This is a genomic window from Streptomyces sp. NPDC032721 (assembly GCF_055579625.1).
This window is the reverse complement of sequence record NZ_JBVIMX010000001.1, coordinates 441165-464463: the sequence shown is the minus strand read 5'-3', so window position 1 is coordinate 464463 and position 23299 is coordinate 441165. Positions and strand designations below refer to the sequence as shown.

The 23299-nt window shown below is 70.4% G+C and carries 20 protein-coding genes; 13 read left to right on the top strand and 7 right to left on the bottom strand.

The window, feature by feature from the left end; translation table 11 throughout:
• Positions 1-8 precede the first annotated feature (8 nt).
• Complete coding sequence (locus tag ACZ5PB_RS01995) at positions 9-242, top strand: hypothetical protein (RefSeq protein ID WP_468686911.1); 234 nt, start codon at positions 9-11, stop codon at positions 240-242.
• Positions 243-282: 40 nt separating this feature from the next.
• On the opposite strand, the gene ACZ5PB_RS01990 is transcribed toward ACZ5PB_RS01995, so the two are convergent.
• From ACZ5PB_RS01990 to ACZ5PB_RS01970, 5 genes are read right to left on the bottom strand one after another with little or no spacing between them, the layout of a single operon-like run.
• Positions 283-2871, bottom strand: coding sequence for an ABC transporter permease (locus ACZ5PB_RS01990; RefSeq protein WP_468686910.1), 2589 nt, complete (start codon positions 2869-2871; stop codon positions 283-285).
• On the bottom strand, positions 2868-3686 hold the full coding sequence (locus ACZ5PB_RS01985) for an ABC transporter ATP-binding protein (protein ID WP_468686908.1): 819 nt from the start codon (positions 3684-3686) through the stop codon (positions 2868-2870). The genes ACZ5PB_RS01990 and ACZ5PB_RS01985 overlap by 4 nt, the downstream gene beginning before the upstream one ends.
• Positions 3622-4545: a sensor domain-containing protein gene (locus ACZ5PB_RS01980; protein ID WP_468686907.1), complete on the bottom strand. Its 924-nt coding sequence runs from the start codon at positions 4543-4545 to the stop codon at positions 3622-3624. Before ACZ5PB_RS01980 ends, ACZ5PB_RS01985 begins: the two co-directional genes overlap by 65 nt.
• Positions 4542-4775 carry a hypothetical protein gene (locus tag ACZ5PB_RS01975; protein ID WP_468686905.1) on the bottom strand — a complete coding sequence of 78 codons (234 nt, stop codon included), beginning with the start codon at positions 4773-4775 and terminating at the stop codon, positions 4542-4544. The genes ACZ5PB_RS01980 and ACZ5PB_RS01975 overlap by 4 nt, the downstream gene beginning before the upstream one ends.
• Positions 4772-5152, bottom strand: coding sequence for an ArsR/SmtB family transcription factor (locus ACZ5PB_RS01970; RefSeq protein WP_468686903.1), 381 nt, complete (start codon positions 5150-5152; stop codon positions 4772-4774). Before ACZ5PB_RS01970 ends, ACZ5PB_RS01975 begins: the two co-directional genes overlap by 4 nt.
• Before the next feature lie 173 nt (positions 5153-5325).
• On the opposite strand from ACZ5PB_RS01970, the gene ACZ5PB_RS01965 reads away from it, so the two are divergent.
• Genes ACZ5PB_RS01965 through ACZ5PB_RS01955 form a run of 3 tightly spaced genes read left to right on the top strand, consistent with a single transcriptional unit; the run spans position 5326 to position 9499 of the window.
• Entirely contained in the window at positions 5326-7611 is a 2286-nt protein-coding gene (locus ACZ5PB_RS01965; protein ID WP_468686901.1) for an MMPL family transporter, read from the top strand.
• A 34-nt stretch (positions 7612-7645) separates the two neighbouring features.
• The gene (locus tag ACZ5PB_RS01960; RefSeq protein ID WP_468686900.1) at positions 7646-8800 is read left to right on the top strand and encodes a DNA polymerase III subunit beta family protein; all 1155 of its coding nucleotides are present in this window, start codon (positions 7646-7648) and stop codon (positions 8798-8800) included.
• Between the two features lie 36 nt (positions 8801-8836).
• Positions 8837-9499: a hypothetical protein gene (locus ACZ5PB_RS01955; protein ID WP_468686899.1), complete on the top strand. Its 663-nt coding sequence runs from the start codon at positions 8837-8839 to the stop codon at positions 9497-9499.
• 32 nt (positions 9500-9531) lie between these two features.
• Here the strand turns inward: ACZ5PB_RS01955 and ACZ5PB_RS01950 are convergent, their stop codons facing one another.
• Complete coding sequence (locus ACZ5PB_RS01950; protein ID WP_468686897.1) at positions 9532-10368, bottom strand: helix-turn-helix transcriptional regulator; 837 nt, start codon at positions 10366-10368, stop codon at positions 9532-9534.
• Between the two features lie 137 nt (positions 10369-10505).
• Here ACZ5PB_RS01950 and ACZ5PB_RS01945 point away from each other — a divergent pair, with 137 nt between their 5' ends.
• From ACZ5PB_RS01945 to ACZ5PB_RS01915, 7 genes are all read left to right on the top strand, one after another.
• Positions 10506-11741 carry a CynX/NimT family MFS transporter gene (locus ACZ5PB_RS01945; RefSeq protein WP_468686895.1) on the top strand — a complete coding sequence of 412 codons (1236 nt, stop codon included), beginning with the start codon at positions 10506-10508 and terminating at the stop codon, positions 11739-11741.
• A gap of 127 nt (positions 11742-11868) precedes the next feature.
• Positions 11869-13224, top strand: a complete 1356-nt coding sequence (locus ACZ5PB_RS01940; RefSeq protein ID WP_468686894.1) for an aminotransferase-like domain-containing protein — start codon at positions 11869-11871, stop codon at positions 13222-13224.
• 271 nt (positions 13225-13495) lie between these two features.
• On the top strand, positions 13496-14635 hold the full coding sequence (locus ACZ5PB_RS01935; RefSeq protein WP_468686893.1) for an NAD(P)/FAD-dependent oxidoreductase: 1140 nt from the start codon (positions 13496-13498) through the stop codon (positions 14633-14635).
• Between the two features lie 67 nt (positions 14636-14702).
• Positions 14703-15635, top strand: coding sequence for a cucumopine synthase-related protein (locus ACZ5PB_RS01930; protein ID WP_468686892.1), 933 nt, complete (start codon positions 14703-14705; stop codon positions 15633-15635).
• 46 nt (positions 15636-15681) lie between these two features.
• Positions 15682-16860, top strand: a complete 1179-nt coding sequence (locus tag ACZ5PB_RS01925; RefSeq protein ID WP_468686890.1) for a cytochrome P450 — start codon at positions 15682-15684, stop codon at positions 16858-16860.
• Between the two features lie 377 nt (positions 16861-17237).
• Positions 17238-18242 carry a TIGR03842 family LLM class F420-dependent oxidoreductase gene (locus tag ACZ5PB_RS01920; RefSeq protein WP_468688238.1) on the top strand — a complete coding sequence of 335 codons (1005 nt, stop codon included), beginning with the start codon at positions 17238-17240 and terminating at the stop codon, positions 18240-18242.
• 72 nt (positions 18243-18314) lie between these two features.
• On the top strand, positions 18315-19868 hold the full coding sequence (locus ACZ5PB_RS01915; RefSeq protein WP_468686889.1) for an NCS1 family nucleobase:cation symporter-1: 1554 nt from the start codon (positions 18315-18317) through the stop codon (positions 19866-19868).
• On the opposite strand, the gene ACZ5PB_RS01910 is transcribed toward ACZ5PB_RS01915, so the two are convergent.
• Complete coding sequence (locus ACZ5PB_RS01910; RefSeq protein WP_468686888.1) at positions 19846-20829, bottom strand: carboxymuconolactone decarboxylase family protein; 984 nt, start codon at positions 20827-20829, stop codon at positions 19846-19848. The two genes, ACZ5PB_RS01915 and ACZ5PB_RS01910, sit on opposite strands and share 23 nt — an antisense overlap.
• Positions 20830-21479: 650 nt before the next feature.
• Between ACZ5PB_RS01910 and ACZ5PB_RS01905 the strand changes: the two genes are divergently transcribed.
• Positions 21480-22628, top strand: coding sequence for a sensor histidine kinase (locus ACZ5PB_RS01905; protein WP_468686886.1), 1149 nt, complete (start codon positions 21480-21482; stop codon positions 22626-22628).
• Positions 22625-23290 (top strand): response regulator, encoded by a 666-nt coding sequence (locus ACZ5PB_RS01900; protein ID WP_468688236.1) that lies wholly within the window; start codon positions 22625-22627, stop codon positions 23288-23290. Before ACZ5PB_RS01905 ends, ACZ5PB_RS01900 begins: the two co-directional genes overlap by 4 nt.
• Positions 23291-23299: the final 9 nt, after the last annotated feature.

The following is a 23299-nucleotide window of genomic DNA, read 5'->3' as shown; positions in this document are numbered from 1 at the left end:
AGTTGTTCATGACCGGGGCTGTCATTGCCATCGCCATCGTGCTGATCGTCGTGGGGGGCATCACGGTGAGTGCGGTCGCCTACTTCCGGCTGCAGCGCCACCGTGCCGACGCCCTCGCGCTGGCCGAGTACCGTCGGCTGGCGGAGGAGGCGGTCGCCGGACAGGAGGCGCTGCACGCGCAGTTGGCGGGGCTGGGGGAGCGGGTCGGGGCCGTCGAGAAGTTGCTGCGGAGTGTGGACTGACCCCGGCCCGGTTGTTTGGTTGTCGGTGAGTGGACAGGGGTTATTGGCGTACGGCTGCCAGGTCGCCCGGGCGGCTTCGCAGGACCGCCGCCGTCGACAGCAGCGTGGTGCCCAGGGTGAGTACGAGGGCGGTGGCGACCACCGTGACGAAGATCCACGGGGGGCCGTCGGGCATGGCGGTGCCCAGCACGCTCAGGCTCAGGGGGACCAGCGTCAGCAGTGCCACCAGCACTCCCAGTACGATGCCCGAGACCGCGACCAGTACCGCTTCCACCGTCATCATCCGCATCACCTGACGTCGGGTGGCGCCGATGAGGCGTTGCAGCATGAACTCCCTGCGCCGTTCCGTCGTCGACAGCACCTGGGTGTTGACCAGGGCGATCGTCGTGTAGCCGACGACCACCGCGAGGAGCAGGTACGACATCCAGCTCTGGGTGTCGTCCTGGGTCGCCTGTACCTGGGTGAGCGAGTCGCGGTCCTTGACCCGTAGGCCCGGGTGGTCGGCCGTCAAGGAGGCCAGTTTGGTGTGGAGTTGGGTGGGGGAGGTGCCGGGGGTAGCCGTGACCATGATCTGGGGGACCAGGCCGGTGTCCGTGTGGGCGACCAGGAGCGAGGCCGGTAGCAGGGCGGTCTCGTAGCCGCGTTTCCCTTCGACGGTGGCGACCAGTTTCAGGCCGATCCGGGTGCCGTCGCCCAGGTGCATCGGTACCGTGTCGCCGATCCTGTGTCCTTCGGTGTAGCGGGTCGGCAGGGCGACCGTGTTTCCGTGCAGGGCGTCCAGGGAGCCTTCGGAGGCGCGGAAGGCTGTCGTCCGGGTCAGGCCTTCCGGGGTGATTCCCTGTAGGGGGAGCGGGATGGGGTCGGCCTTCTCTGATCGTTCGTCCTGCTCGTCTTCTTCTTCGTCCTCTTTTGGTTCTTGCTTGGGGGCGAGGGGTTCCAGGTAGCCCAGGCTGGGGATTTGCGCGGAGGCGGCGGCCACCCCGGGCTGTTCGCGGATCGTATCGACCATGTTGAGCGGCAGGCCGCCGGAGTCGGAGGTGACGACCAGGTCCGCGCGCAGGCTTTCGTCGAAGGCACGTTGTGCGCCGGTGGACTGGGTGGTCTGCAGGTAGATCAGGGCGATGGCCAGACCGGTGGCGAGCATGACCGGCATGACGGCTCCGGCCAGTTGGGGCGCGCGGGCCTTGGCGTTCAGCATGGCCAGGCGGCCGGACAGGCCGGACAGCGCGCGTGTCGGTGCGCTCAGGACGGCGGTGATTCCCTTGGCGAGGCCGGGGCCGAGCAGGCCGAGACCGGCAGCCCACAGCATCGCGGCCGGGGTCGCCGTGCTGCCTGCCGCGGGGCCGTCCATGTGCGCGGTGACGATGGCCAGCGCCGTGCCGCCGCCCAGGAAGAGCAGGGCGAATACCAGGCGTACGCCGCTGAACCAGCGGTGCTGCAAGGCGGCTTCGGAGAGTGCTTCGGTGGGGCGGGTACGGGCCGCACGGCGGGCGGCGATGAACGCGGCGCCCATCGCCGTGAGCAGTGCCGTACCCGCGCCGACGACCATCGGCACCCATCCCGCGCGGAACTCGATCGACTCCGGTACCACCCCGCCGCCGGCGAACGCGGCGAGCAGCCATCTGCCGACCGAGGGGCCCGGCCAGCAGGCGAGCGCGGTGGCGAGTACCGCTACGCACAGGGTCTCGCCGAGGATCAGGCGGCGCAGCTGGCCCGGTGTGGTGCCGATGGCGCGGAGCAGGGCCATCTCCCGTTGCCGTTGCCGGATCGACAGGCCCAGGGTGCTGGCCACGACGAACACGGTGACCATCGCGGACAGGCTGCCGAAGACCGCGGCGAGGCTGACCAGGTTGCTGCCGTCGGCGATGACGTCGGGGTCTTCCGCGCGGCCGCGTTCGTCACCGGTCATCACGGAGGCCGACTGTCCGGCGACCGCGTCGCGCACGCCCCGCGCGACCGTTTCGGGGTCGGTTCCTGGGGTGGTGAACACGCCCAGGGAGTCGACCTTGTCCGGGTGCTGGGTGAGCCGGGCGGCCTCCGTGTCGGTGAGGAAGATGCTGTTCAGGGCGTCGGGGCCGGTTGCCAGGCCGGAGATCTCGTAGGTGCGCGAGCTTCCTTGGAGCAGGAGGGGGAGCGCGTCGCCCAGTTTCAGGGCGGCCTGGCGGGCCAGGTCCGTACCGACGACGATCTGGCGGGGCGTGGACGGCGGGGTGCCTTCGGCCAGTCGGTACGGGGCCAGGCGGGCGGAGGACCAGCCGTGGCCGGTCACCTTGCGGGCGGGTGCCGTGTTGTTGTCGTTGGTCTTCTCGGGGGGTACGGCGGCGGGGAACGACACGTCCTTCGTCACCTCGGTGACGCCCGGTACCGATTGGAGCTTGTCCGCCAACTCGGCGTCCACGCGGACGCGTTCGGGGTACAGGTCCCTGCCCCGGTTGCCCGGGTAGTGCTGGTCCCCGGTGACCACGATCGGTGCGGCGGCCAGGCGTACGGGCGGAGCGGCGTTGTGCAGCCCGGTTTCGAGCAGTCCGCCGGAGCCGATCACGATCGCGGCGCCGAAGAAGAGAGCGATGAAGGAGGCGAGGAAGCCGCCCTTGTGGAAGCGCAGGGTGCGCAGAGCGATCCTGATCACCGGTGCACTCCGTGGCCTGCCTGCTGCGGGGCGGCGGTCCGGTTGCCCCAGGCGCCCAGGTGCGTCATCTGCTCGGCCACCTGGTCCGCGGAGGGGCGGTCCAGGGCGCTGACCAGCTGTCCGTCCGCCAGGAACAGCACGCGGTCGGCGTGCGAGGCGGCCACCGGGTCGTGGGTGACCATCACGATGGTCTGGCCGCCCCATTCGACGGCCTCGCGCAGCAGGGTCAGCACCTCGCGTGCGGTGTAGGTGTCCAGGGCACCGGTCGGTTCGTCGCCGAAGACGACGGCGGGCTTGGTGATCAACGCCCTTGCTATGGCCACACGTTGCTGCTGTCCGCCGGAGAGTTCGCCGGGGCGGCTGGCGCGTTTGCCGGCCAGGCCGACCCGTTCGAGCACCTCGTTCACCTCGGCCTTTCTGGGCTTGCTGCCCGCCAGTCGCAACGGCAGCGTGACGTTGTCGAGCACGCTCAGTGCGGGGAGCAGGTTGAACGCCTGGAAGACGAAGCCGATCCGTCGGCGGCGGAGTTTGGTCAGCTGCTTCTCCTTGAGCGTGGCGAGGTCCACGCCTTCGAGGGTGACGGACCCCGAGGTCGGCCGGTCGAGTCCGGCCGCGCAGTGCAGGAAGGTGCTCTTGCCCGAGCCCGAGGGGCCCATCACCGCGGTGAAGGTGCCCTGGCCGAGGCTGACGCTCACTCCGTCGAGGGCGTCCACTCGGTTCTTCGGTCCGCCGTACGACTTGCGTACGGCATCAAGACGTACGACTTCCGGTGCTGATGCCAGCGCCTGTGCCGGTGGGGCTGCGGTCGCGTTCATGGGTGGTGTCCTTCGTGGGTGCGGGCGTGGGCGTGAGTGCCGGCCCGGGAGGAGGGAGGGTGGTTTTCAGGGGGCCCGGTTCGGCGAGCACTCGTTTGGCGTCGGCGAGCGGGTCCGGGGGCGGGCGCAGCAAGGTGTGGGCGACGGTCAGGTTCAGACGGGCGGCGGCCACCACGGCGTACGAGAAGTAGAGCGCGAGGACCAGGCAGAAGGCCGCGGCGATGAGGGCCGCGGGCCAGGAGTCGATCCACACCCCGATGCCCGAGCCGTCGGACTGGCCGATGCGTATCCCGGTCCGGTAACTCCCGTCCGTCTGGTGGTTGGTGATGGACCAGAACCAGAAGGGGAGCGCCACTCCTGCCAGGATCACCAGCCACAGCGCCAGCGTGAGCACGTCCACCAGGAGCAGGAACGGGAACGCCAGCAGGAGGTACGTCAGGTCCCGGAAGAGCACCGGGTCGGTGCAGCGGGCGTTGATGTGGCCCGACAGGCCCGGTTCGGCGGCTTTCCGGTAGCTGTACGGGATCGGCGCGTCGACCAGTACGGCCCGGCCCCGCTCGACCTGCGCGCAGCAGCGCACCACCCAGGCCGAGCCGATGGTGAGCACCACCGTGAGCGTGAGCTGGCTGAACAGGAAGGCCGAGAGCAGGGCGGCGGCCGTCACGAGGAACAGGAAGGGGCCGGCCACCAGGTGGGTGGCGAGGTAGGCGGTTGCCCGCCAGGGGGCGGGGGAGGCCAGCATTCGGAGGGGGTTGGGGTGGTGGGGGAGTCGGCTGCCTGTCGTGAAGGCGGTGGGCTTGAGGCCGCCTGGCTTGGGGCCGTCTGCCGTGCGGCTGCCTGTCTTGAGGTCGCTGGTCATCCCACGCTCCGCAGCAGGTTCTCGATCTCCTTGAGGCGGCCGTCGATCAGGTTCAACCGCTCACGCAACAGGTCGAGTTGGGCCGTCGACTGCTCGGCCAGCTTGCGGTAGTGGGCCATCGCAACCGCGTCGGCGCGATGGCGCTGAAGTCTGAAGTACGACACCACGCCCGCGGTGCTGCCGCCGACGAGGATCAGGATGATGGCGATGGTGATGACAGCGCCGGTCATATGGGTGTTCCCTTCGCGTCGTCGCGCCCCTCGGCAGGCCTCTCGGCAGGCCCCTCGGTGAGCTCGGCGGTGAGCCCGGGCCCCGGAGTGTCCGCCGCGACAGCCGCAACGACGTTTTCGATGGTCAAGTGCAGGTGGAACTCTGCCAGTTGGAAGTACTTGAGGGCCTTTCCCGAGTCGGAGAGTTCCAGGTGACCGACGACTATTCCGGCCTGCTCCAGACGTTCCAGGTGCATGTAGAGCAGCGGCCGGGAGATCTTGAGCCGGCGTGCCAGCTCGCTCACGTACCGCTGCCCCGTGGCGAGTTCGGCGATGACCCGCAGGCGTTGCGCATGCCCCACGGCGGCGAGAACGGTCAGTAACTCCTCGCTCGTCATGGTTCGTCCTCATCGGCAGACCCCGGTATGTAAGTCGAGACTGACATGTGCTCTGAAAATCTGTCAACTGTCGGTTGCAGAAGTGTATTTGGCGTTGACGGCCTGGGCCTGCACCTGTAAGTCTCGTCTTACACGCGTCGGACAGCAGTGACCATCACCAAGGAGCTGAGCACGTGCAGAAGCAGCCGATCACCGTTCGAGCGGCGAGTTGGAGCGCCTTACATCCAGGACGCGCCATCGCGGGTTGGTTCGTGTTCGTCGCCCTGTGCCTGGCCGTCGGCATCGGCCTCGGCACCAACCGCGCGACCGCTCAGGACTTCCTGGTGGGCGAGTCGGGGCGCGCCGAAGCCATCGCCACCGAGGCGAAGGTGCTGGAGGCGCCGTCCGAACAGGTCATGATTACGGCGAAGGCCGGACCGCTGGACGAGACCAAGGCCCGGAGTGCGGCCGATGACCTCACCGCCCGGATGAAGAAACTGCCCGAGGTGCTGGCCGTGGCGGCCCCGGTCCGGGCCCAGAACGGCAAGATGCTCATGGTCGAAGTGACCATGAAGGGCGTCAAACGGGAGGTGAAGGAGCTCGTCGATCCGCTTCTGGAGCAGACCGCCCAGGTGGGGGCCGCCCACCCCGACCTCGTCGTGGAGGAGACCGGCGACGCCTCGGTCAGCAAGGGCCTGGACAGTCAGCGCAGTGCCGACCTCGCGACGTCGGAGCTGATCTCCTTCCCGGTCACGCTGGTCACGCTGTTCCTCGTCTTCGGCTCGCTGATCATGATCGGGGTGCCGCTCCTGCTGGCACTCACCTCGATCGCCGGCGCCTTCGGTCTCTACATGGCGGCGTCCCACCTGCTGCCCGACACCGGCGTCGGCATGAACGTCATCCTGCTGATCGGCATGGCCGTCGGCGTGGACTACACCCTCTTCTACCTCAAGCGGGAACGCGAGGAGCGCGAGAAGGCGGCCGGTCGGCTGAGCCCGGAAGCCGTGGTGGGCATCGCCGCCGCGACCTCGGGACGGGCGATCGTGGTCTCCGCCCTCGCCGTGATCATCTCGACCGCGACCCTGTTCCTGGCCACCGACGTCATCTTCTCCTCGCTCGCCGTCGGCACCATCGTCGTCGTCTTCACCGCCATGATCAGCTCGGTGACCGTACTGCCCGCCCTGCTGGTCAAGATCGGGCACCGGCAGGACCGCAGGGCCGCCCGCGCGGCAGCGGCGGGCAAGGCAGGCAAGGCAGGCAAGGCAGGCAAGGCAGGCAAGGCGGGCAAGACGCCCGGGCGTGCGAAGGCGGCACAGGAGACCGGCCGGCTGTGGACCGCCCTGCTGCGTCCCGCGCGCAACCACCCGGCGGCCACCCTCGTGGTGTCGGTCCTGGTGATGGCCGGGCTCGCCCTCCCCGCGTTCGGCATGGAGCTGCGGGTCCTCAACAAGGACACCCACTCCCGCGAGATCCCGGAGATGAAGGCGTACGACCGGCTCAACGAGGCCTTCCCCGAGATGCTCACCGAGCACTGGGTCGTCGTACGGGTCGGCACGGACCAGCGGGGCGAACTGCGCTCCGCGCTCGCGGACCTCACCCGGCGCACCCAGGCGGACCCCGCCTTCGCCAAGAAGCAGCCCGCACCGCGTACCTCCGCCGACGGCCGGGTGAGCGTACTGAACCTGAGCGTGCCGCACCGGCTGAGCTCCGCCGAGGCCAAGGACACCCTGCGGCAGCTGCGCGAGGACCACCTCCCGGCCACGGTCGGGAAGATCGACGGCGCGGAGTACGGAGTCGACGGTACGTCCGCGCAGGACGCCGACTACCTGGCCCACCAGAACGCCAAGCTGCCGGTGGTCATCGGGTTCCTGTTGCTGCTGACCTTCCTGCTGACGGCGCTGGTCTTCGGCTCGGTGGTCCTGGGGCTGCTCGGGGTGCTGCTCAACCTGCTGTCCGTGGCAGCCGCGTTCGGCCTGCTGGTCGTCTTCTTCCAGTGGGGCCTCGCCTCGGCCGTGTTCGGCTTCGACGAGAGTGCCACCAGCGCCATCGGTTCGCGGGTGCCGCTGTTCCTCTTCGTGATCCTCTTCGGCCTCTCGATGGACTACCAGGTCTTCGTGGTCAGCCGGATCAGGGAGGCGGCGCTGAGCGGAGTGCCCACGCGCAAGGCGGTGCTGGACGGCATCGAGAGCTCCGCGAAGGTGGTCACCAGTGCCGCCGTCGTCATGGTGACGGTGTTCTCCAGCTTCATCCTGCTGCACCTGGCCGAGATGAAGCAGATCGGCTTCAGCCTCGCCGTCGCGGTCCTGCTGGACGCCTTCATCATCCGCGTGATGATCCTTCCCTCGGCCATGATCCTGCTGGGCAACGTCAGTTGGTGGCCCTCGACCAAGATGCGGCGGGCGCAGGCCGGTGCCGCCGGGGCCTCCCGTCCGTACGTCCGCAGCGCCTCCGACACGGACACCCCGGTGGCGGCAGGTTGACCTTCAAGCCACTTGAAAGCCGACAATCGGCCGCATGGACGACACGCCAGACACGCCAGCCACGCCAGGGCCACCCGCCTCACCCGCCACCCCCGACCCCGGCGAGCTCATGAGCATCGGTGCCTTCGCCCGCCGGGTGGGTCTCGCCCCCAGCGCACTGCGGTTCTACGACGACTGCGACGTGCTGCACCCCGCCCGCGTCGACGAGGCGACCGGATACCGCTACTACGCCCCCGGCCAGGAATCCCGCGCGGTCCTGGTCCGGCGGCTGCGCGAGGCGGGGCTGCCGCTCACCGAGGCATCGGCCGTCCTCGACGGCTCCCACGGGGAGGCGCGGGCGGTACTGGAGGCGCACGCCAGGAAGGCGCGCGAGACGGCGGACTCCGCACAGTCGGTGATCGCGGAGATCCTCGGCGGACTGCCGGACGCGGGCGGTGCTCCCCGGGCGACGGTGCGGCTCGGCGGGGCGGAGCTGGCCAGTGCGGTACGTCAGGTCGCTCCGGCGGTCGCGGGCGGTGCCGCGCGGGAGGAGTTCCCCGTACTGGGCCACGTACTGATCGAGTGCGAGCGCCAGGAGGTGCGGCTCGTCGCCACCGACCGCTACCGGCTCGCGGTACGGGCGTTGCGGCCAGCCGAGTTCACCGGCGTACCGTGCCAAGTGCTCCTGGATGTCGATGAGTTGACGGCCCTCGCCGCGTGGGCGGTACGGGTTCCGGAGCTCCGTGTCGAGTTCGGCGAGGCCGGGATCCGGTTGTACGGCGACGGGGGCGGCGACTCGCGGCAGCTGAGCACCGCCGCAGAACCCTTCCCCGACTACCGCCAGATGCTGGACCACCTGCCCGCAGCCCGCCACCGGATCATCGCGGACCGGACGGCGCTCGCTGCGGCGGTCGAGCAGGCAGCGGGTTCCGGCGGACGGCCGGTGGTGATGCGTGCCGACGAGCAACAACTCACCCTGAATCCGGGCGAGTCGGCGGTCTGCCTGACGGTCATCCGTACCGGGCCGCCGGTCACCCTCGCGTTCGATCCGGCCGTACTCCTCCCCGCGCTCGACGCCGGAGTGGGGCCCGACGTGCTGCTGGAGATCTCCTCGCCGTCCGCTCCGGTGGTCGTACGGTCCGCCGACCAGGGGAGTTTCACGACCCTGGTGATGCCGGTCAGGAACCCCCGCGCGACCACCGACGACTGAACTGAACTGCCCCACCCCACCAGGAGGAATGTCCCCATGGATCCCCAGAACCCCGTCGTCCAGCTCTGCACCCAAGGCATGCACGCCGAGTCCCAGGGGCGGAACGATGACGCCCGCGACCTCTTCAGGAAGGCCTGGGAGCGCGCGCAGGACGACTACGAGGCGTGCATCGCCGCGCACTACCTCGCCCGCCACCAGCCCACCCCCGAGGAGACCCTGCACTGGAACCAGGAGTGCCTGACCCGCGCGGACCTGGTCGGCGACGACCGCGTCACCGGCTTCTACGCTTCCCTGCACCTCAACATGGCCAAGGCGTACGGCGATCTGGACCGGCCGGAACCGTCGCGCGAGCACTACGAGTCGGCCGCCGAGCACGTGGGGGCGGTGCCGCCGGGACCCTATGGCGACGGCATCCGGATGGCGGTGGCCGAGGGGCTGCGCACCGGCGGCGGCCCGGAGGCGCCGAACGCCACGGCCGCCGACGATGCCCTGGCCGGACTCTTTGCGAAGCTCTGCGCACGCGGTGACCTCAAGGCCCTCGGGCTGATCCTGCCCGCGTACCTCACCCACCTCGGCACCGACGAGGACCGGACCCGGCTGCTCACCGCCCTGCACATGGTGCACGCGGGCCGCTGGCTGCCGGACGACGAGCAGGACGAACTCGCGGCCGCGATGGGCAGGTTGACGCCGACCGGCTGAATTCGCCCGGCTGACCCCGAGCGGCCGACCCGCTACGAGATGGACCTGAGCGGCCCGTGGGACTCGTGCTGGAGTTTGTCGATGGCCTCTGTCGTCTGGTCGTCCGCCGGAAGGAAGACGACCAACTGCTGGGTGTCCGAGGCGAGTTCGAGCGTCTCGCGCAGCAGCCGGAGCTGGAGTCCGCCCGGGTGGTTGAGCCGGAGCGTGCCCCGGCGCGGGATCACCTGGCTGTTCAGGCGGCCGGTGAACTCCGGTCCCGCGATGGGCGAAAGCTCGGCGGTGAGCCACTCCAGGTTCTCCAGCGACGGCGCCTGCCACAGGTCGAAGGCCTGCTCGTCCGCGACGTCGTCCCAGTCGACGAAGAAGGACCGGGCGCGCGGGTCGGTGAACAGATAGCGGTTGAGGTTCGGCTGGGCGACGTCGAGCAGTCCCGTGCCACTGGTGACCGACTGGAAGCCGCTGGTACGGGCCAGGATGTCGCCGAGCCGGTTGGTCACGATGGCGACACCGGGCTCCAGCAGGCGCAGCGTCCGCAGCACGGAGGGCCGTACCTGCCGGGACGGCGGCACGGGCCGGACCTGGACGGCGCACTCACCGCCGGTGATCTTCGCGAGGTAGCGCAGGTGGTTGCGTTCCGAGGGGTCGAGGCTGAGGGCCTCGGCGAGCGAGTTGACGACCGTCGGCGAGGGATTGCGGTCGCGCCCCTGCTCGATGCGGGTCAGGTACTCGACGCTGATGCCTGCCCAGGTGGCGAGTTCCACGCGGCGCAGACCCGGCGAGCGGCGCCGGCCCCGCGCCGGAAGCCCGAGGGATTCCGGCTGGATGCTGTCACGCTTGGCCCGGATGAAATTGCCCAACGGAGTCCCCATGGGGCAAAGATACAGGGCGAGTTGACGGCCGGGCGTGAACGGACGGAGAACGCCCGGAGCCTGCGGAGGGTGGCCCTCCGGGGGCTAGCCTAAGTACGGTCTCGTTGTTCTCCGGGCGCCGCCCAATGATGGTGGACATGGAGAACATGTCGACGCGGCGTTCCAGTCAGGCGTTGCTGGTATTCGGGCTGCTCGTGGTGGCGGCCAATCTGCGGGCGAGTCTGACCGGCGTCGGGCCGTTGCTGGACCAGGTGCAGGCGGACCTCGGACTGGCATCGAGCGCGGCGGGCCTGCTGAACACCCTTCCGTTGCTGGCGTTCGCGGCGCTGTCCCCGATGGTGCCGCGGATGGCCGCGCGGTGGGGGGCCGAACGGCTCCTCGGGGGCGCACTGGTGGTGCTGACCGTGGGCATCGCGGTGCGCTGGCTGCCGTCGGCCGTCGGGCTGTTCGCGGGAACGGTGCTGATCGGTGCGGGCATCGCCGTGGGCAACGTACTGCTGCCGAGTCTCATCAAGCGCGACTTCCCCACCAAGGTGGGTCTGCTGACCAGCGCCTACGCCACCGTGATGGGCGGCGTCGCCGCCATCGCGTCCGGCGTCGCGGTGCCGATCAGCGAGGTCGCGCCCGGCGGCTGGTACACCGCCCTGGGCTGGTGGGGGCTGGTCTCGGTGGTGGCCTTCCTGGTGTGGCTGCCCCAGATGCGCAACCGGCCGGCCTCCCCGCAGGCGGTCCGCGGGCACCGGCTGCCCTGGCACTCGGGGCTGGCGTGGGCGGTCACCGCGTTCATGGGGCTGCAGTCGCTGGGCTTCTACGTCGTCGTGACGTGGCTGCCGCAGGTGTTCCAGGACAACGGCATCAGCGCCGCGGCGGCGGGCTGGCTGCTGTTCCTGTTCCAGGCGGTCGCGGTGCTGACGAGCCTGGCGGTGCCCGGTGCCCTGCGGTGGGCACGCGACCAGCGGGTGCTGGCGACGGTCTGCTCGGCGATCATGCTCCTCGGTTACGCCGGACTGTTCCTCGCACCGAGCTGGGCCCTGCTGTGGAGCGTGGTCCTCGGACTGGGCGGCGGCGCCTGCCTGGTGCTCGCGCTGGCCTTCATGAGCATGCGGGCCCAGGACGCCACCTCGGCGGGCGCGCTGTCGGCGATGGCCCAGTCGGTCGGCTACCTGCTGGCCGCCGTCGGTCCGGTGGTCTTCGGGCTGCTGCACACGGGCGGCTCGGACTGGAAGGCGCCGCTCATGCTGATGATCGTCGCCGCGGCGGCCCAGACGGCCGTGGCGCTGGTGGCCGGCCGGGGCACGGTGCGACCGGTGGACGGGCCCGAGGCCAAGGAAGCCCCGTCGACTTCGGAAGGTGTCTCTTCGTCCAGCCACTGATCATCCGGAAGGGTGGCGAGGCATCGCCGACCGGGGGAGACCTGCGCCCGAGCGGGCGGCGCAGCAGGGGAATGGGGCTGGGGGAAACATGTTGCCGATCGCGTTGGACAGGAAGTCGCGGCTGCCGATGACCGTGCAGATACAGTCGGCCATCCGCGAACGCATACAGGACGGCACCCTGCATCCGGGTGTCCGGCTCCCGTCGAGCCGCGACCTCGCCGGGGACCTCGGGGTCTCCCGCAGCGTCGTCGTCCAGGCGTACGCACTGCTGATCGCGGAGGGCTTCCTCCGCTCCACCCGGGGGTCGGGCACCAGCGTGGCGACGCACCTGCCGCGCCCCGCCCGGGGCCCGGCGGTGCCGGCCGCCCCGGCCGCGCGGACGGAGGCCCGCTACGACCTGCGGGCCGACGCGACCAGCTCGGTGTTCTTCCCGTCCCGTGACTGGCTGCGGGCCTACGAACACGTGAGCCGGTCGATCAGCGGTGCGGGGCCCCGGCAGCACCCCCTCGGGGTTCCCGAACTCCGGCACGAACTCTCGGCGTACCTCGGCCGTTCACGCGGAGTACTGGCCAGTGCCGCCGAGGTGGCCGTCACCGCGGACTTCGACCACGCGCTCGGCGGCCTGTGCCAGGTGCTCCTGCGCGAACTCGGTGTCGACCACCTCGCCGTGGAGAACCCCGGCCGCCCCCGGCAGGTCAGGCTCGCCAAGCAGGCCGGACTGCGGGTGACCGGAGTGCCGGTGGACGAGGAGGGCATCGACGTCGACGCGCTGGAGCGGTCCGGGGCACGCGCCGTGCTGGTGACACCGATGTCACAGGTGCCCACGGGAGCCGTGCTGTCGGCCGCCCGGCGGGAGGCGCTGCTGCGGTGGGCCGCCGCGGTGGACGGCTGGGTGATCGAGCACGACCGGGACGGGCACCTGTGGCTCGGCACCGGCAGCGGACCGCTCGCCCTGCAACGGCACCGTCCGGAGCGGGTCATCCACGCCGGGACGACCGGGCCCCTGCTCGGCCCGGTCGTACGGCTCGGCTGGGTGGTGGCGCCCCCGGCGGTGGCGGAGCGGCTCGGCCGGGCCCCGCTGGGCTCCCCGGATCCGCTCACCCAGCTGACCTTCGCGCACTTCGTCTCCTCCGGCGTGCTCGACCAGCACGTCCGGCACGTCCGGAGCGTCTTCCGGCGCCGGCGCTCGGCGCTGCTGGAAGCCGTCGAGGAACACCTGCCCGGTGCCAGGACGACCGGCGGACCCGCGGGTACGCACGCGTACATCCAACTGCCTGACGGGGTCGACGATCTGCGGCTGGCCGCCGCCGCACGGGCGAGGTCCGTGCTCGTCCATCCGGGCCGGCACTTCCAGCTCGGCCGCCAACAGACCGCGCCCGGCGTGGTGTTCGGGTACGGGGCGGTACGGAGCGGCCTGATCGCGGAAGCCGTCGGCGTGCTCGCCGCCGCGATGGGACAGACGGGCAGACTGCTGGCCGCGTGACACCAGTCACAGTCGGCCAGACCAGTGGATGCCGTACCGACCGGACCACTCGGGGCTTTCGTTGCGCGCCGGAGCGGGAACGTGATGGCCTGCGGCACATGAGGAATCCCGAGTTGCTCTTCCACCGGCGCGACTCGCCCACGACGTACCGGCCTCGATGGCCGGACCACGTCGCCCCGGGCGGTGGCGGGAAATCGATTCGAACATCCGCTCTCACCTCTGCGGACGCGTGCTGCCGCGGTCCCGTTCCTGCCGGGACGGTGACGGGACGTTGAAGACCGTAGGAGTCGTCGGGGCCGGCGTCATCGGGGCGTGCGTGGCCCACAGCCTGACCCAGCGCGGGGTACGGGTGCACCTGGTGGAGCGCGACCGGCCCGGCGGCCTGACCACGGACGTCAGCTTCGCGCGACTGAGCGCCTTCCAGCAGCCCACCTACGCACGCTTCGAGCTGAGCCACACCGGAATTCTCGAACACCTCCGTTTCGCCGGGCAGTTCGACTCCGCACCGTGGTGGCACCCCACCGGCAGCCTGGCCTGGAGCGACGACCGGGCCGACGGCAGCGCGGGTGCCGACGACAGCCGGGCGTTCGCCGCGACGGTCGATCAACTCGCCGCCTGGGGCTACCGGACGGTCCGCTGCGAGGCGGCTCGGCTGAACCGGGAACAGGAGCCGGACATCGCGTTCCCGCACGAGCGGACACCGGTCGTGCTGTTCCCCGACGAGGCCTGGATCGACGGGCCCGCCATGGTCTCCGCGCTGATCGCGGCGGCCCGCGAGACCGGGCTCCTGACCTTGTGGAACGCCGCCGCCGACGGTCTGGAGACCCGTGCGGGACGAGTGGCTGCGGTACGGCTGGACACCGGCGGGCGCATCGAGGTTGACAACGTCGTCAACGCCGCCGGGCCCGAGGTGCCGACGGTGGCCGCGATGCTCGGAGCGCCCGTGCGCTCGGGGGTCGCGACCCGCAGCAGCCTCGTGATCGACCTGAAGACCGACACCGATCCGGTGCGGCACGTCCTGCGCGGCGCACAGGCGCACATCAGGTCGGCAGGGCCGGGCCGGGTGCGCGTGCGCTCCGAGCAGGTCGACGCCCGGCTGCCGGCCGACACCCGGTCCGATCCCGGCGACGAACTCGTCTCCGACCTGCTGGAACGCGCGTACCGCACGGTTCCGGCGCTGGCTTCGGCCGCCGTCGAACAGATTCGTTTCGGCACCGCGGTGTTCCCGGCCGACGGATTTCCGGCCGTCGGCGCGCTCTCCGGCGTCGACGGGTACTACGAGGCATTCGCCAACAGTGGCATCACGCTCGCCCCGTTCATCGGGCGCACCCTGGCCACGCAGATCACCACGGGGGAGATCCACCCCCTGTGGAGCCGGTCCTCTCCCGATCGCCTGCGGAAGGCGCCGTAGGGAACCGCGACCGGCCACGCACAGCAACGCCGTCCACCAGAACGCCGTAAACCAACGTGGGGGAAGCATGCCCGCATATCCCGAACTCAAGACGCTCATCGAAAGCTCCATGTCCGAGGAGCCCGAGGAGATACGCAAGATCCGAACCGGCACGATGGCCGATTCCCCGGGGTCGTACGACCAGTACTTCACCGCTTGGGACTTCGCGAACGGAATCGTCCGCGACTATTCGATGAACCTCTACCAGCTGTCTCGGATGGCGACGGACGAAAGCCTCTCCGTCGAGAGCATGCTGACGGTCTTCCGTACGATGGACCCCATCTACAGCACCTTCCTCGGCTACAACGGATTCCCGACCCTGGCGGAATACGCGGGCCAGATCGCGAAGCCGGTGGAGGACCGCCGGGAACTGGTGGACCGGCTGTTCACGTTCACCGAATACGTGAACCGGCTGACCGCCTGGTCGCACCACTACTTCCCGTGGCACGTCGGCGAGCACTACCGCTACCCCGAGAGCGACGCGTCGGCGCAGCAGGAGTACACGCCCTCCCCGGTCGCAGGCGGCGGCGACCCGCTCCTGACTATCCCGATCAAGCTCACCTGGCAGCCGCTGGGCATCGAGGTGCACGCCGAGATCGCCGGCGACCTCAACGAGGAACTCTGCGCGGACTTCGTCAAGTCCCTGCCGTTCACGGTGCTCCAGGACCACGCCGTCGTCAGCGGTGAGTCCATGTACGCCTGGGCGCCCCTGGTCAGCGTGGCGCCGACGCCGGTACGGGAACGCATCTGCGACGCGCCGATCGGCCGGCTCAGGTTCAGCCAGGCCACCGGCAACAAGCTGATCGTCCAGTACGGCCCGACCTCCGAGACGCTCAGCAACGCCGTCCTCGGCAAGGTGGTCGACGAGCACCTCGACCGGCTCCCCGAGGTGGGCAGGGCCGTCTGGGAGAGCACCTTCCGCACCAAGGAGCACATCTGGCTCACCGCCGAACTCCTGTAGAACCGCCGGGTGCCAGGGTGAGCGGCCGGCCAGAAGAGGTGAGGGAATGACCAGTCAGACCAGTAAACCCACCAGGGATCTCCTTTTCCCTGAGCTGAGCGATTCGATCGAAGAACGCATAGCCTGGTTCCAGCACATGCAGAAGAACCAGCCCCTGCGTTTCCGCCCGGAATACAACCTGTGGGAAGTCTTCCGGTACGAGGACGTGCACCACGTACTCAAGAACCCCGACACCTTCTCGGTGACCAACAAGACCCACATGGGCCTGCCGTTCTCCTTCGGCAGGGCGGACATTCCGGAGCACCGTTTCCTGCGCGGGTTCGTCGGGCGGTCGTTCGTGCCGAGCAACATCGAGGCACGGGCGCCCGAATTCGAGACCATCGTGGACTCGCTGCTGGAACCGGCCCGCAACTCCGGCAAGATGGAAATGATCGGCGAATTCTGCTATCCGCTCATGGAACGTGTCATCGGTGACATGTTCGGGCTGCGGATATCGGGCCCCGACCGGTTCCGGGAATGGTCGGACCAGATGTTCGGCCAGCTGATCGGGGTCCGTTCGCCGGACCACGCCGATGTGGTCGGCCTGTTCCAGGACCAGCTCGCCGACCGCAAGCTCCACCCGAATGACGACCTGATGAGCGCCCTGCTCGCCGCACGCGCCAAGGACGACCGGCTGGCGGAAGAGAAGATCGTCCACATGTGCCTGGATCTGGCCACCGCCGGAAACGCACCCCTCGCACTCATGCTGGGCTACGCCTTCGCCCGCTTCTGCAAGGACCCGGAGTTCTACCAGACCCTGCGGCGGGATCCCGCACTCATCCCCGGGGCCATCGAGGAGATCCTGCGCTACGACTTCTCGTGGTTCAACCTGTGGCGTGCCGCCCGGCACGACACCGTCCTCGGCGGACACGAGATCAAGGCGGACGCGCACATCGTCGTCTGGGACTCGTCGGCCAACTTCGACGAGAGCCACTTCCCGCACGCGGAGCGCTTCGACATCAGGCGTTCCCCCAACCCCCATCTGACCTTCGGGCAGGGCATGTACATCTGCCTGGGCCTGCCGCTGGTCCGCACGCTGGGTCGCGTCGTGCTGGAGCGGATCGTCGCTTCCTTCTCCGAGTTCGGCTCCGACTCGGCCAGGCCCATGCAGACCCTGGAGCAGATGAAGGACTACATCGTGTCGCTCGGCGTCGACGTGACGCCGTCGCGGGTGGCCGTTTCCTGATCCGCCGGCCGTCGCGCGAGGCGCCGGTGCCCACGAGGGCACCGGCGCCTTCGTGCGTCCGTCACCGAACGAGTCGCGGCGGGGCGACCACCGCGCCAACCACCGCGTCAACAACAGGTGGACGCGCGTCGACCCCGTACGGCAAGGGCTTGCTGACGGACCCTTGCCAAGGCCGGGCACGGGGTCCACGATGGGGCCTTCCCGCCCCGCCCGAGGGCCGTTCGCGGGGCATCGTCCGACCGGGTTCGGCGCGGTTCGGCGCGGCCCGAAGTGGAAAGAGCTACCGGAACCCGAACGCATCGCACCGCGCGTGCGCCCCACCTCCCGCTCCATCCGCGCCGCGCGTACCCGAACCAGGAGGTACCCCCTTCATGCCGATGGACTTCGGACTCGTCCTGCAGACCGATCCGCCCGCATCCGAGGTCGTCGGCCTGATGCGCCGCGCCGAACGCAACGGGTTCCGCTACGGCTGGACCTTCGACTCCGCCGTGCTCTGGCAGGAACCGTTTGTCATCTACAGCCGGATCCTGGAACACACCGAGCGGCTGATCGTCGGCCCCATGGTCACCAACCCGGGCACCCGCACCTGGGAGGTCACCGCCTCCACCTTCGCCACCCTCAACGACATGTACGGCAACCGCACCGTCTGCGGCATCGGCAGGGGCGACTCCGCCATGCGGGTCGCGGGCCGCAGGCCCACCACCCTCGCCAGACTCGGCGAGGCCATCGAGGTCATCCGCGACCTCGCCGAAGGGCGCGAGGCCAAGGTCGACGGGCAGTCGCTGCGGATTCCCTGGGTGCGGGACGGGAAGCTGCCGGTGTGGATGGCGGCGTACGGACCCAAGGCGCTGGCCCTGGCGGGCGCGAAGGCCGACGGGTTCATCCTCCAGCTCGCGGACCCGTTCCTGACCGAGTGGATGATCCGGGCGGTACGGGACGCCGCCGCCGACGCGGGCCGCGACCCCGCCGAGGTCAAGATCTGCGTGGCCGCCCCCGCGTACGTGGGCGACGACCTCGCGCACGCCCGCGACCAGTGCCGGTGGTTCGGCGGAATGGTCGGCAACCACGTCGCGGACCTGGTCACCAAGTACGGGTCCGACTCCGCCTTCGTACCGGCGGAACTCACCTCCTACATCGAGGCGCGGCAGGGCTACGACTACGCGCACCACGGGCGGTCCGGGAACCCGGACGCGGACTTCGTGCCGGACGAAATCGTCGACAGGTTCTGCCTGTTGGGGCCCGCCGAGGCGCACATCGAGAAGCTGCGGGCGCTACGGAAGCTGGGCGTGGACCAGTTCGCCGTGTACGACATGCACGACGCGCGCGAGGCGACCATCGACGCGTACGGCGCCACGGTCATCCCGGCACTGGCCCGTACCTAGCCGTTCGCGGCGCGCCGGCTCCCGAGCAGCCGAGTACCTGAACTCCCTTACTACGACGAAGGGTTCAGCCGTATGACCGAGACCGCTCCAGGAAGCTCCCCGTTCGAGGCCGTGCCCAACGGCCGGGAAGAGCTGGCGCCCGGGGCGGTCCCGCCCGACCCGCGCTTCGTGAACGACGACCTGCTCCCGGTGCCGGTGGCGGCCCGCCGCTGGACCACGTACAACTTCGCCGCCCTGTGGATCGGCATGGCGCACAATATCCCCTCCTGGCTGCTCGCCTCGGGGCTCGTCGCGCTCGGGATGGACTGGCTGCAGGCCGTCGTCACCATCGCGCTGGCGAACCTGATCGTGCTGGCCCCGATGCTGCTCACGGGCCATGCCGGACCCAAGTACGGGATCCCCTTCCCGGTCCTGGCACGTGCCTCGTTCGGGCTTCGCGGGGCCAATCTGCCCGCGCTGATCAGGGCGGCGGTGGCCTGCGCCTGGTTCGGCATCCAGACCTGGATCGGCGGGCAGGGGATCTTCGTCCTGCTGGGGAAGATCTTCGGCGGCTGGACCGAGGCGTCGGAGATCGGTGGGCAGCCGTGGACGCTGTGGCTGTGCTTCCTGCTCTTCTGGGCGGTCGAACTCGCCATCATCTACCGGGGGATGGAGACGCTGCGCCGCTTCGAGAACTGGGCGGCGCCGTTCGTCATCGTCGGCGCGCTGGTGCTGCTGGTGTGGATCACCGTCAAGGCGGGCGGCATCGGGCCGCTGCTCGACCAGCCCTCGAAGCTGGGCTGGGGAGCGGACTTCTGGCCCGTCTTCTTCCCCGCCCTGATGGGCATGATCGCCTTCTGGTCCACCCTGAGCCTCAACATTCCCGACTTCACGCGCTTCGCCTCGGGCCAACGCGCCCAGATCTGGGGGCAGTCGCTCGGACTGCCGACCACGATGACGCTCTTCGCGCTGCTCTCCGTCTTCGTGACCTCCGGCTCCCAGGCGGTGTACGGGGCACCGGTCTGGGACCCGGTCGCGCTCGCGGCGAAGACCGACAACGTCTTCGGGCTGCTCTTCGCGCTGGTGACCGTACTCGTCGCGACAATCTCGGTGAACCTGGCGGCCAACGTCGTCTCACCGGCGTACGACCTCGCCCACCTCGCGCCCAAGCGCATCAACTTCCGAACGGGCGCTCTCATCACGGGAGTTGTGGGCGTGGTCATCATGCCGTGGAAGCTCACGGAGACCCCCGAGCTGTACATCTTCACCTGGCTGGGACTGGTCGGCGGACTGCTCGGCACGGTCGCCGGAATTCTGGTCGCCGACTACTGGATCGTCCGCAAGACGGTCCTCGACCTCGCCGGTCTGTACCGGCGCGACGGGCGCTACTGGTACACGGGCGGCTGGAACTGGCGGGCGGTCGTGGCCTTCGTCGTCGGCGGAGTGCTCGCGGTCGGCGGCTCCCACTCCGCCCCGGGGAAGGGGCCCTTCCCCGGGGACGGACTCGTCCCGCTCCTGAAACCTCTCGCGGACTACGGATGGGCGGTGGGACTCGCGGCGTCACTGCTCGTGTACGTGGCGCTGATGGCCACGCCGGGCCGCCGGGCCGCCGAATCGGCGGCGCCTAGCCCGGACTTGAGACACTGACGAGGCGTGCGGCCTGCCGCTCGGTCGCGGCCATCGCACCGTATGCGACGAGGTGGACGAGGCAGTGCTCGCTGAACGGCGGGACCATCCAGGTGCGTACGTCCTCCTCGGTGAGGTGGTGCGGAGCCAGGGCGGCGAGCAGGGCGACACGTGCGCCGGGCCGGTCTTCGCACTGAGGCAACCGGGCGTCGTCCAGGGCGACTTGGCTGACCCCGTCCCACCCTTCGACGACCTTCTCCACGTACGCCACGTCGTCGTCCGACAGCAGCCCGGCGCCCATCGCGGCCGCCTCGCGCAGCCCCGCGTAGGCGATGGCCACGGCGGAACCCGGGGTCGCCCAGGCCGGTTCCTCGCCCTCGGTCCGCAGCAGCGGCACGCTCTCGCCCGGCGCCGGTACGCGGCGGACGGTGGCGGCGATGTGCTGTCCCGGCCCGCTGGCGACGAGCCGCGCCCGGCGGTCCGCGCCGTCCAGCGGGGGACGGGTCAGGAGGGAGTCGGCGATGCGGTTCATGAAGTGGAAGGCGAGCGAGGTGCCGATGAACTCCTCGGCGTGGGCGGCCGGGAAGGGCTGCGGGGAGCCGATGTCCCGCCCCCAGGCGAGGAGTTGGGCGTGGTACGCGTCGTGCGGGGTCTTCCCGTCCCCGATCCGCGCCGCGAGGTCGGGCTCGCCGCCGGCGTGCAGGAGGAAGAGGTGGGCGTTGACACAGAAGTGGCAGCCGTTGGTGAGGGAGGTACCGGCGGCGACGAGCTCCTTGTCGGTGCGCGGGGCGTCCCCGGAGAGCAGGGCCTCGCGCATCAACGCCCAGAACCCCGTGAGGAGATGGGGCGAGGGGGACAGGACGGCGAAGGTGGGCGGGTGCGAGACACCGAAGTCGGCGAGCACCTGTGCGTAGACGTCGGCAGTCGTCCCGGTGGCGGACTCGGGCGACTCGGGCGAGGTGAAACGAAAGGATCCGGTCATGGGGAAGATGCTCGCTCCGGAGGGGGCGCGGGCGCGTCCTACGGCCGGAGTCTCTTCTGCCTGCGCCCGGTAAGTCAGTTGTGTGGGCGTCTACTTCGGCGGGAGTAGCGCGAACCTCCCCTCAGGGGAGGAGGCGGGACGCCGGAAGGGGAGGGAGGGTGGGGTGCCGGGGGTTGTGCGTGGCGGGTGCGGAGGGGGTGGCGGTGAGGCGAGAGCCTGGTGCGGAGGGGGCGGCTGTGGCGCGAGAGCCTGGTGCGGAGGGGGCGGCTGTGGCGCGAGAGCCGGGTGGGTCGGGCCCGTCGGGGCTGGGTGGGGCGTGTCGGGCCGGGCCGGTCGTGTCGGGTCCGTGGGTGCTGGGTGAGCCGGGTCCGTTGTTGCCGGTCGTGCCCGGTGCGCCTGGGGCGAGTGCATCGGGTCGATCTGCTTCGAGTGCGTCGGATTCGTCCGGGGCGGCTGGGCCGGACCTCTCGGTGTCCACTGCGTCGGGGCCGGTAGTGGTGTCTGGCGAGTCGGAAATTTCGGTGTCGAGTGCGGTCGTGCCCGGTGCGCCCGGGGCGAGTGCGTCGGGTCGGTCTGCTTCGAGTGCGGCGGATTCGTCCGGGTCGGTTGGGTCGGACACCTCGGCGTCCACTGCGTCGGGGTCGGCCGTGGTGTCTGGTGCCCGGGGGTGGGCCCGGCGGTCGGTGGGGCTGCTGGATCTTCTGCTTGCCTTTGTGATCTGTGGGGCCGTGCTGCTTGCCTCGTTCGTCGGGGGTCGGCTCGATCCTCTCGGTGTGGTGCTCGTTGTGTGCGGTTCGCTCGTGCTTGCCGTGCATCGGCGGGCGCCCGTGGCGGTGCTCGCCGTTTCCGCGCTGTGCATGCTCGGGTTCGTCGTGCACACCCAGCCGGGCACCTCGGCCGCCTTTCCCGTCGTGGCAGGTGTGCACGCCGTGACGCGGCAGGGGCACCGGCTGGGGGCCGTTGTCGTCGGGGTGCTTTTCCTGGTGGGGTTCTTCGTGGCCGAGCCCTCGGGGGGCGGCCTTGAGCGGACCTTGCTGCTGCACGGGTGGTTCATCTGCGCCGGGGTCACCGGGCTCATCGACAAGAACTGGCAGGCCTATCTGCGGCAGACCGAGCAGCGGGCCCTGGAGGCCGAGCGCACCCGCGAGGAGGCCGCGTTGCGCCGGGCGGGCGAGGAGCGGCTGCGGATCGCCCGCGAGCTGCACGACTCGCTCACCCACAGCATCTCGATCGTCAAGCTTCAGGCGGGGGTCGCCGTGCACCTGGCCCGCAAGCGCGGGGACGAGGTGCCCGAGGCGCTGATCGCCATCCAGGAGGCCAGTGGTGAGGCGATGCGGGAGCTGCGGGCCACCCTGGAGGTGCTGCGGACCGACGTCGTACCGCCCGGCACGGGCCTCGACCGGCTCGACGACCTCGTGGAGCGGGCCCGTGCCGCCGGGCTGGCCGTAAGGGTGGTCACCACGGGGGAGGAGCGGCGGCTGCCCGCGGCGGTCGACAGGGCGGCGTACCGGATCGTGCAGGAGGCCCTGACCAATGTGGCCCGGCACGCCGGCCGCGCCAAGGCCACCGTCCAACTCGACCGTACCGCGCACCTGTTGACCGTACGGATCGAGAATGACGGGGGACCGGCCTCTGGTGCTGTGCCGCCGCTGGTCCCCGGGACCGGGCTCACCGGGATGCGGGAGCGGGTCGCCGCGCTGGGCGGCGAGCTGGAGGCGGGACCGCGTGCCGGTGGCGGATTCGTCGTGGTGGCCCAACTGCCGTTGGGTGATGGGGAGAAGGGGGAGTGGGGCTCGTGATCCGGGTGCTGATCGTCGATGACCAGGCACTGATGCGTGCCGGGTTCCGGGCGCTGCTCGGTGCCGAGGACGACATCGAGGTCGTGGGCGAGGCGGCGGACGGGCGTGCGGGCGTCGAGCTGGCCCGCCGCCACGTACCCGACGTCGCACTCGTCGACGTACAGATGCCGGTGATGACGGGCATCGAGGCGACTCGCGAGATCGCCGCCGACCCCGCACTCGCCGCCACCCACGTCGTCATCCTGACGAACTACGGGCTCGACGAGTACGTCTTCGACGCGCTGCGCGCCGGGGCGGCCGGATTCCTGCTCAAGGACACCGAACCCGGCGAACTCCTCCAGGCCATCCGGATCGCCGCCCGGGGCGACGCGCTGCTCTCGCCGTCCGTGACCCGGCGGCTGATCACCGAATTCGTGTCACGCCCGCCGGACCGGTACACCGCACCGGGCTTCGAGAGCCTGACCCGACGGGAGAGCGAGGTCACAGGACTGGTCGCACGCGGCCTGACCAACGAGGAGATCGCCGCCCACACGGGCATCAGCCCGCTGACCGCGAAGACCCATGTGAGCCGGGCAATGGTGAAGCTGGGCGCCCGCGACCGTGCCCAACTGGTCGTCTTCGCCTACGAGTCGGGGCTGGTGACGCCGGGCCCGGCCGTCTGACGCAGCCTC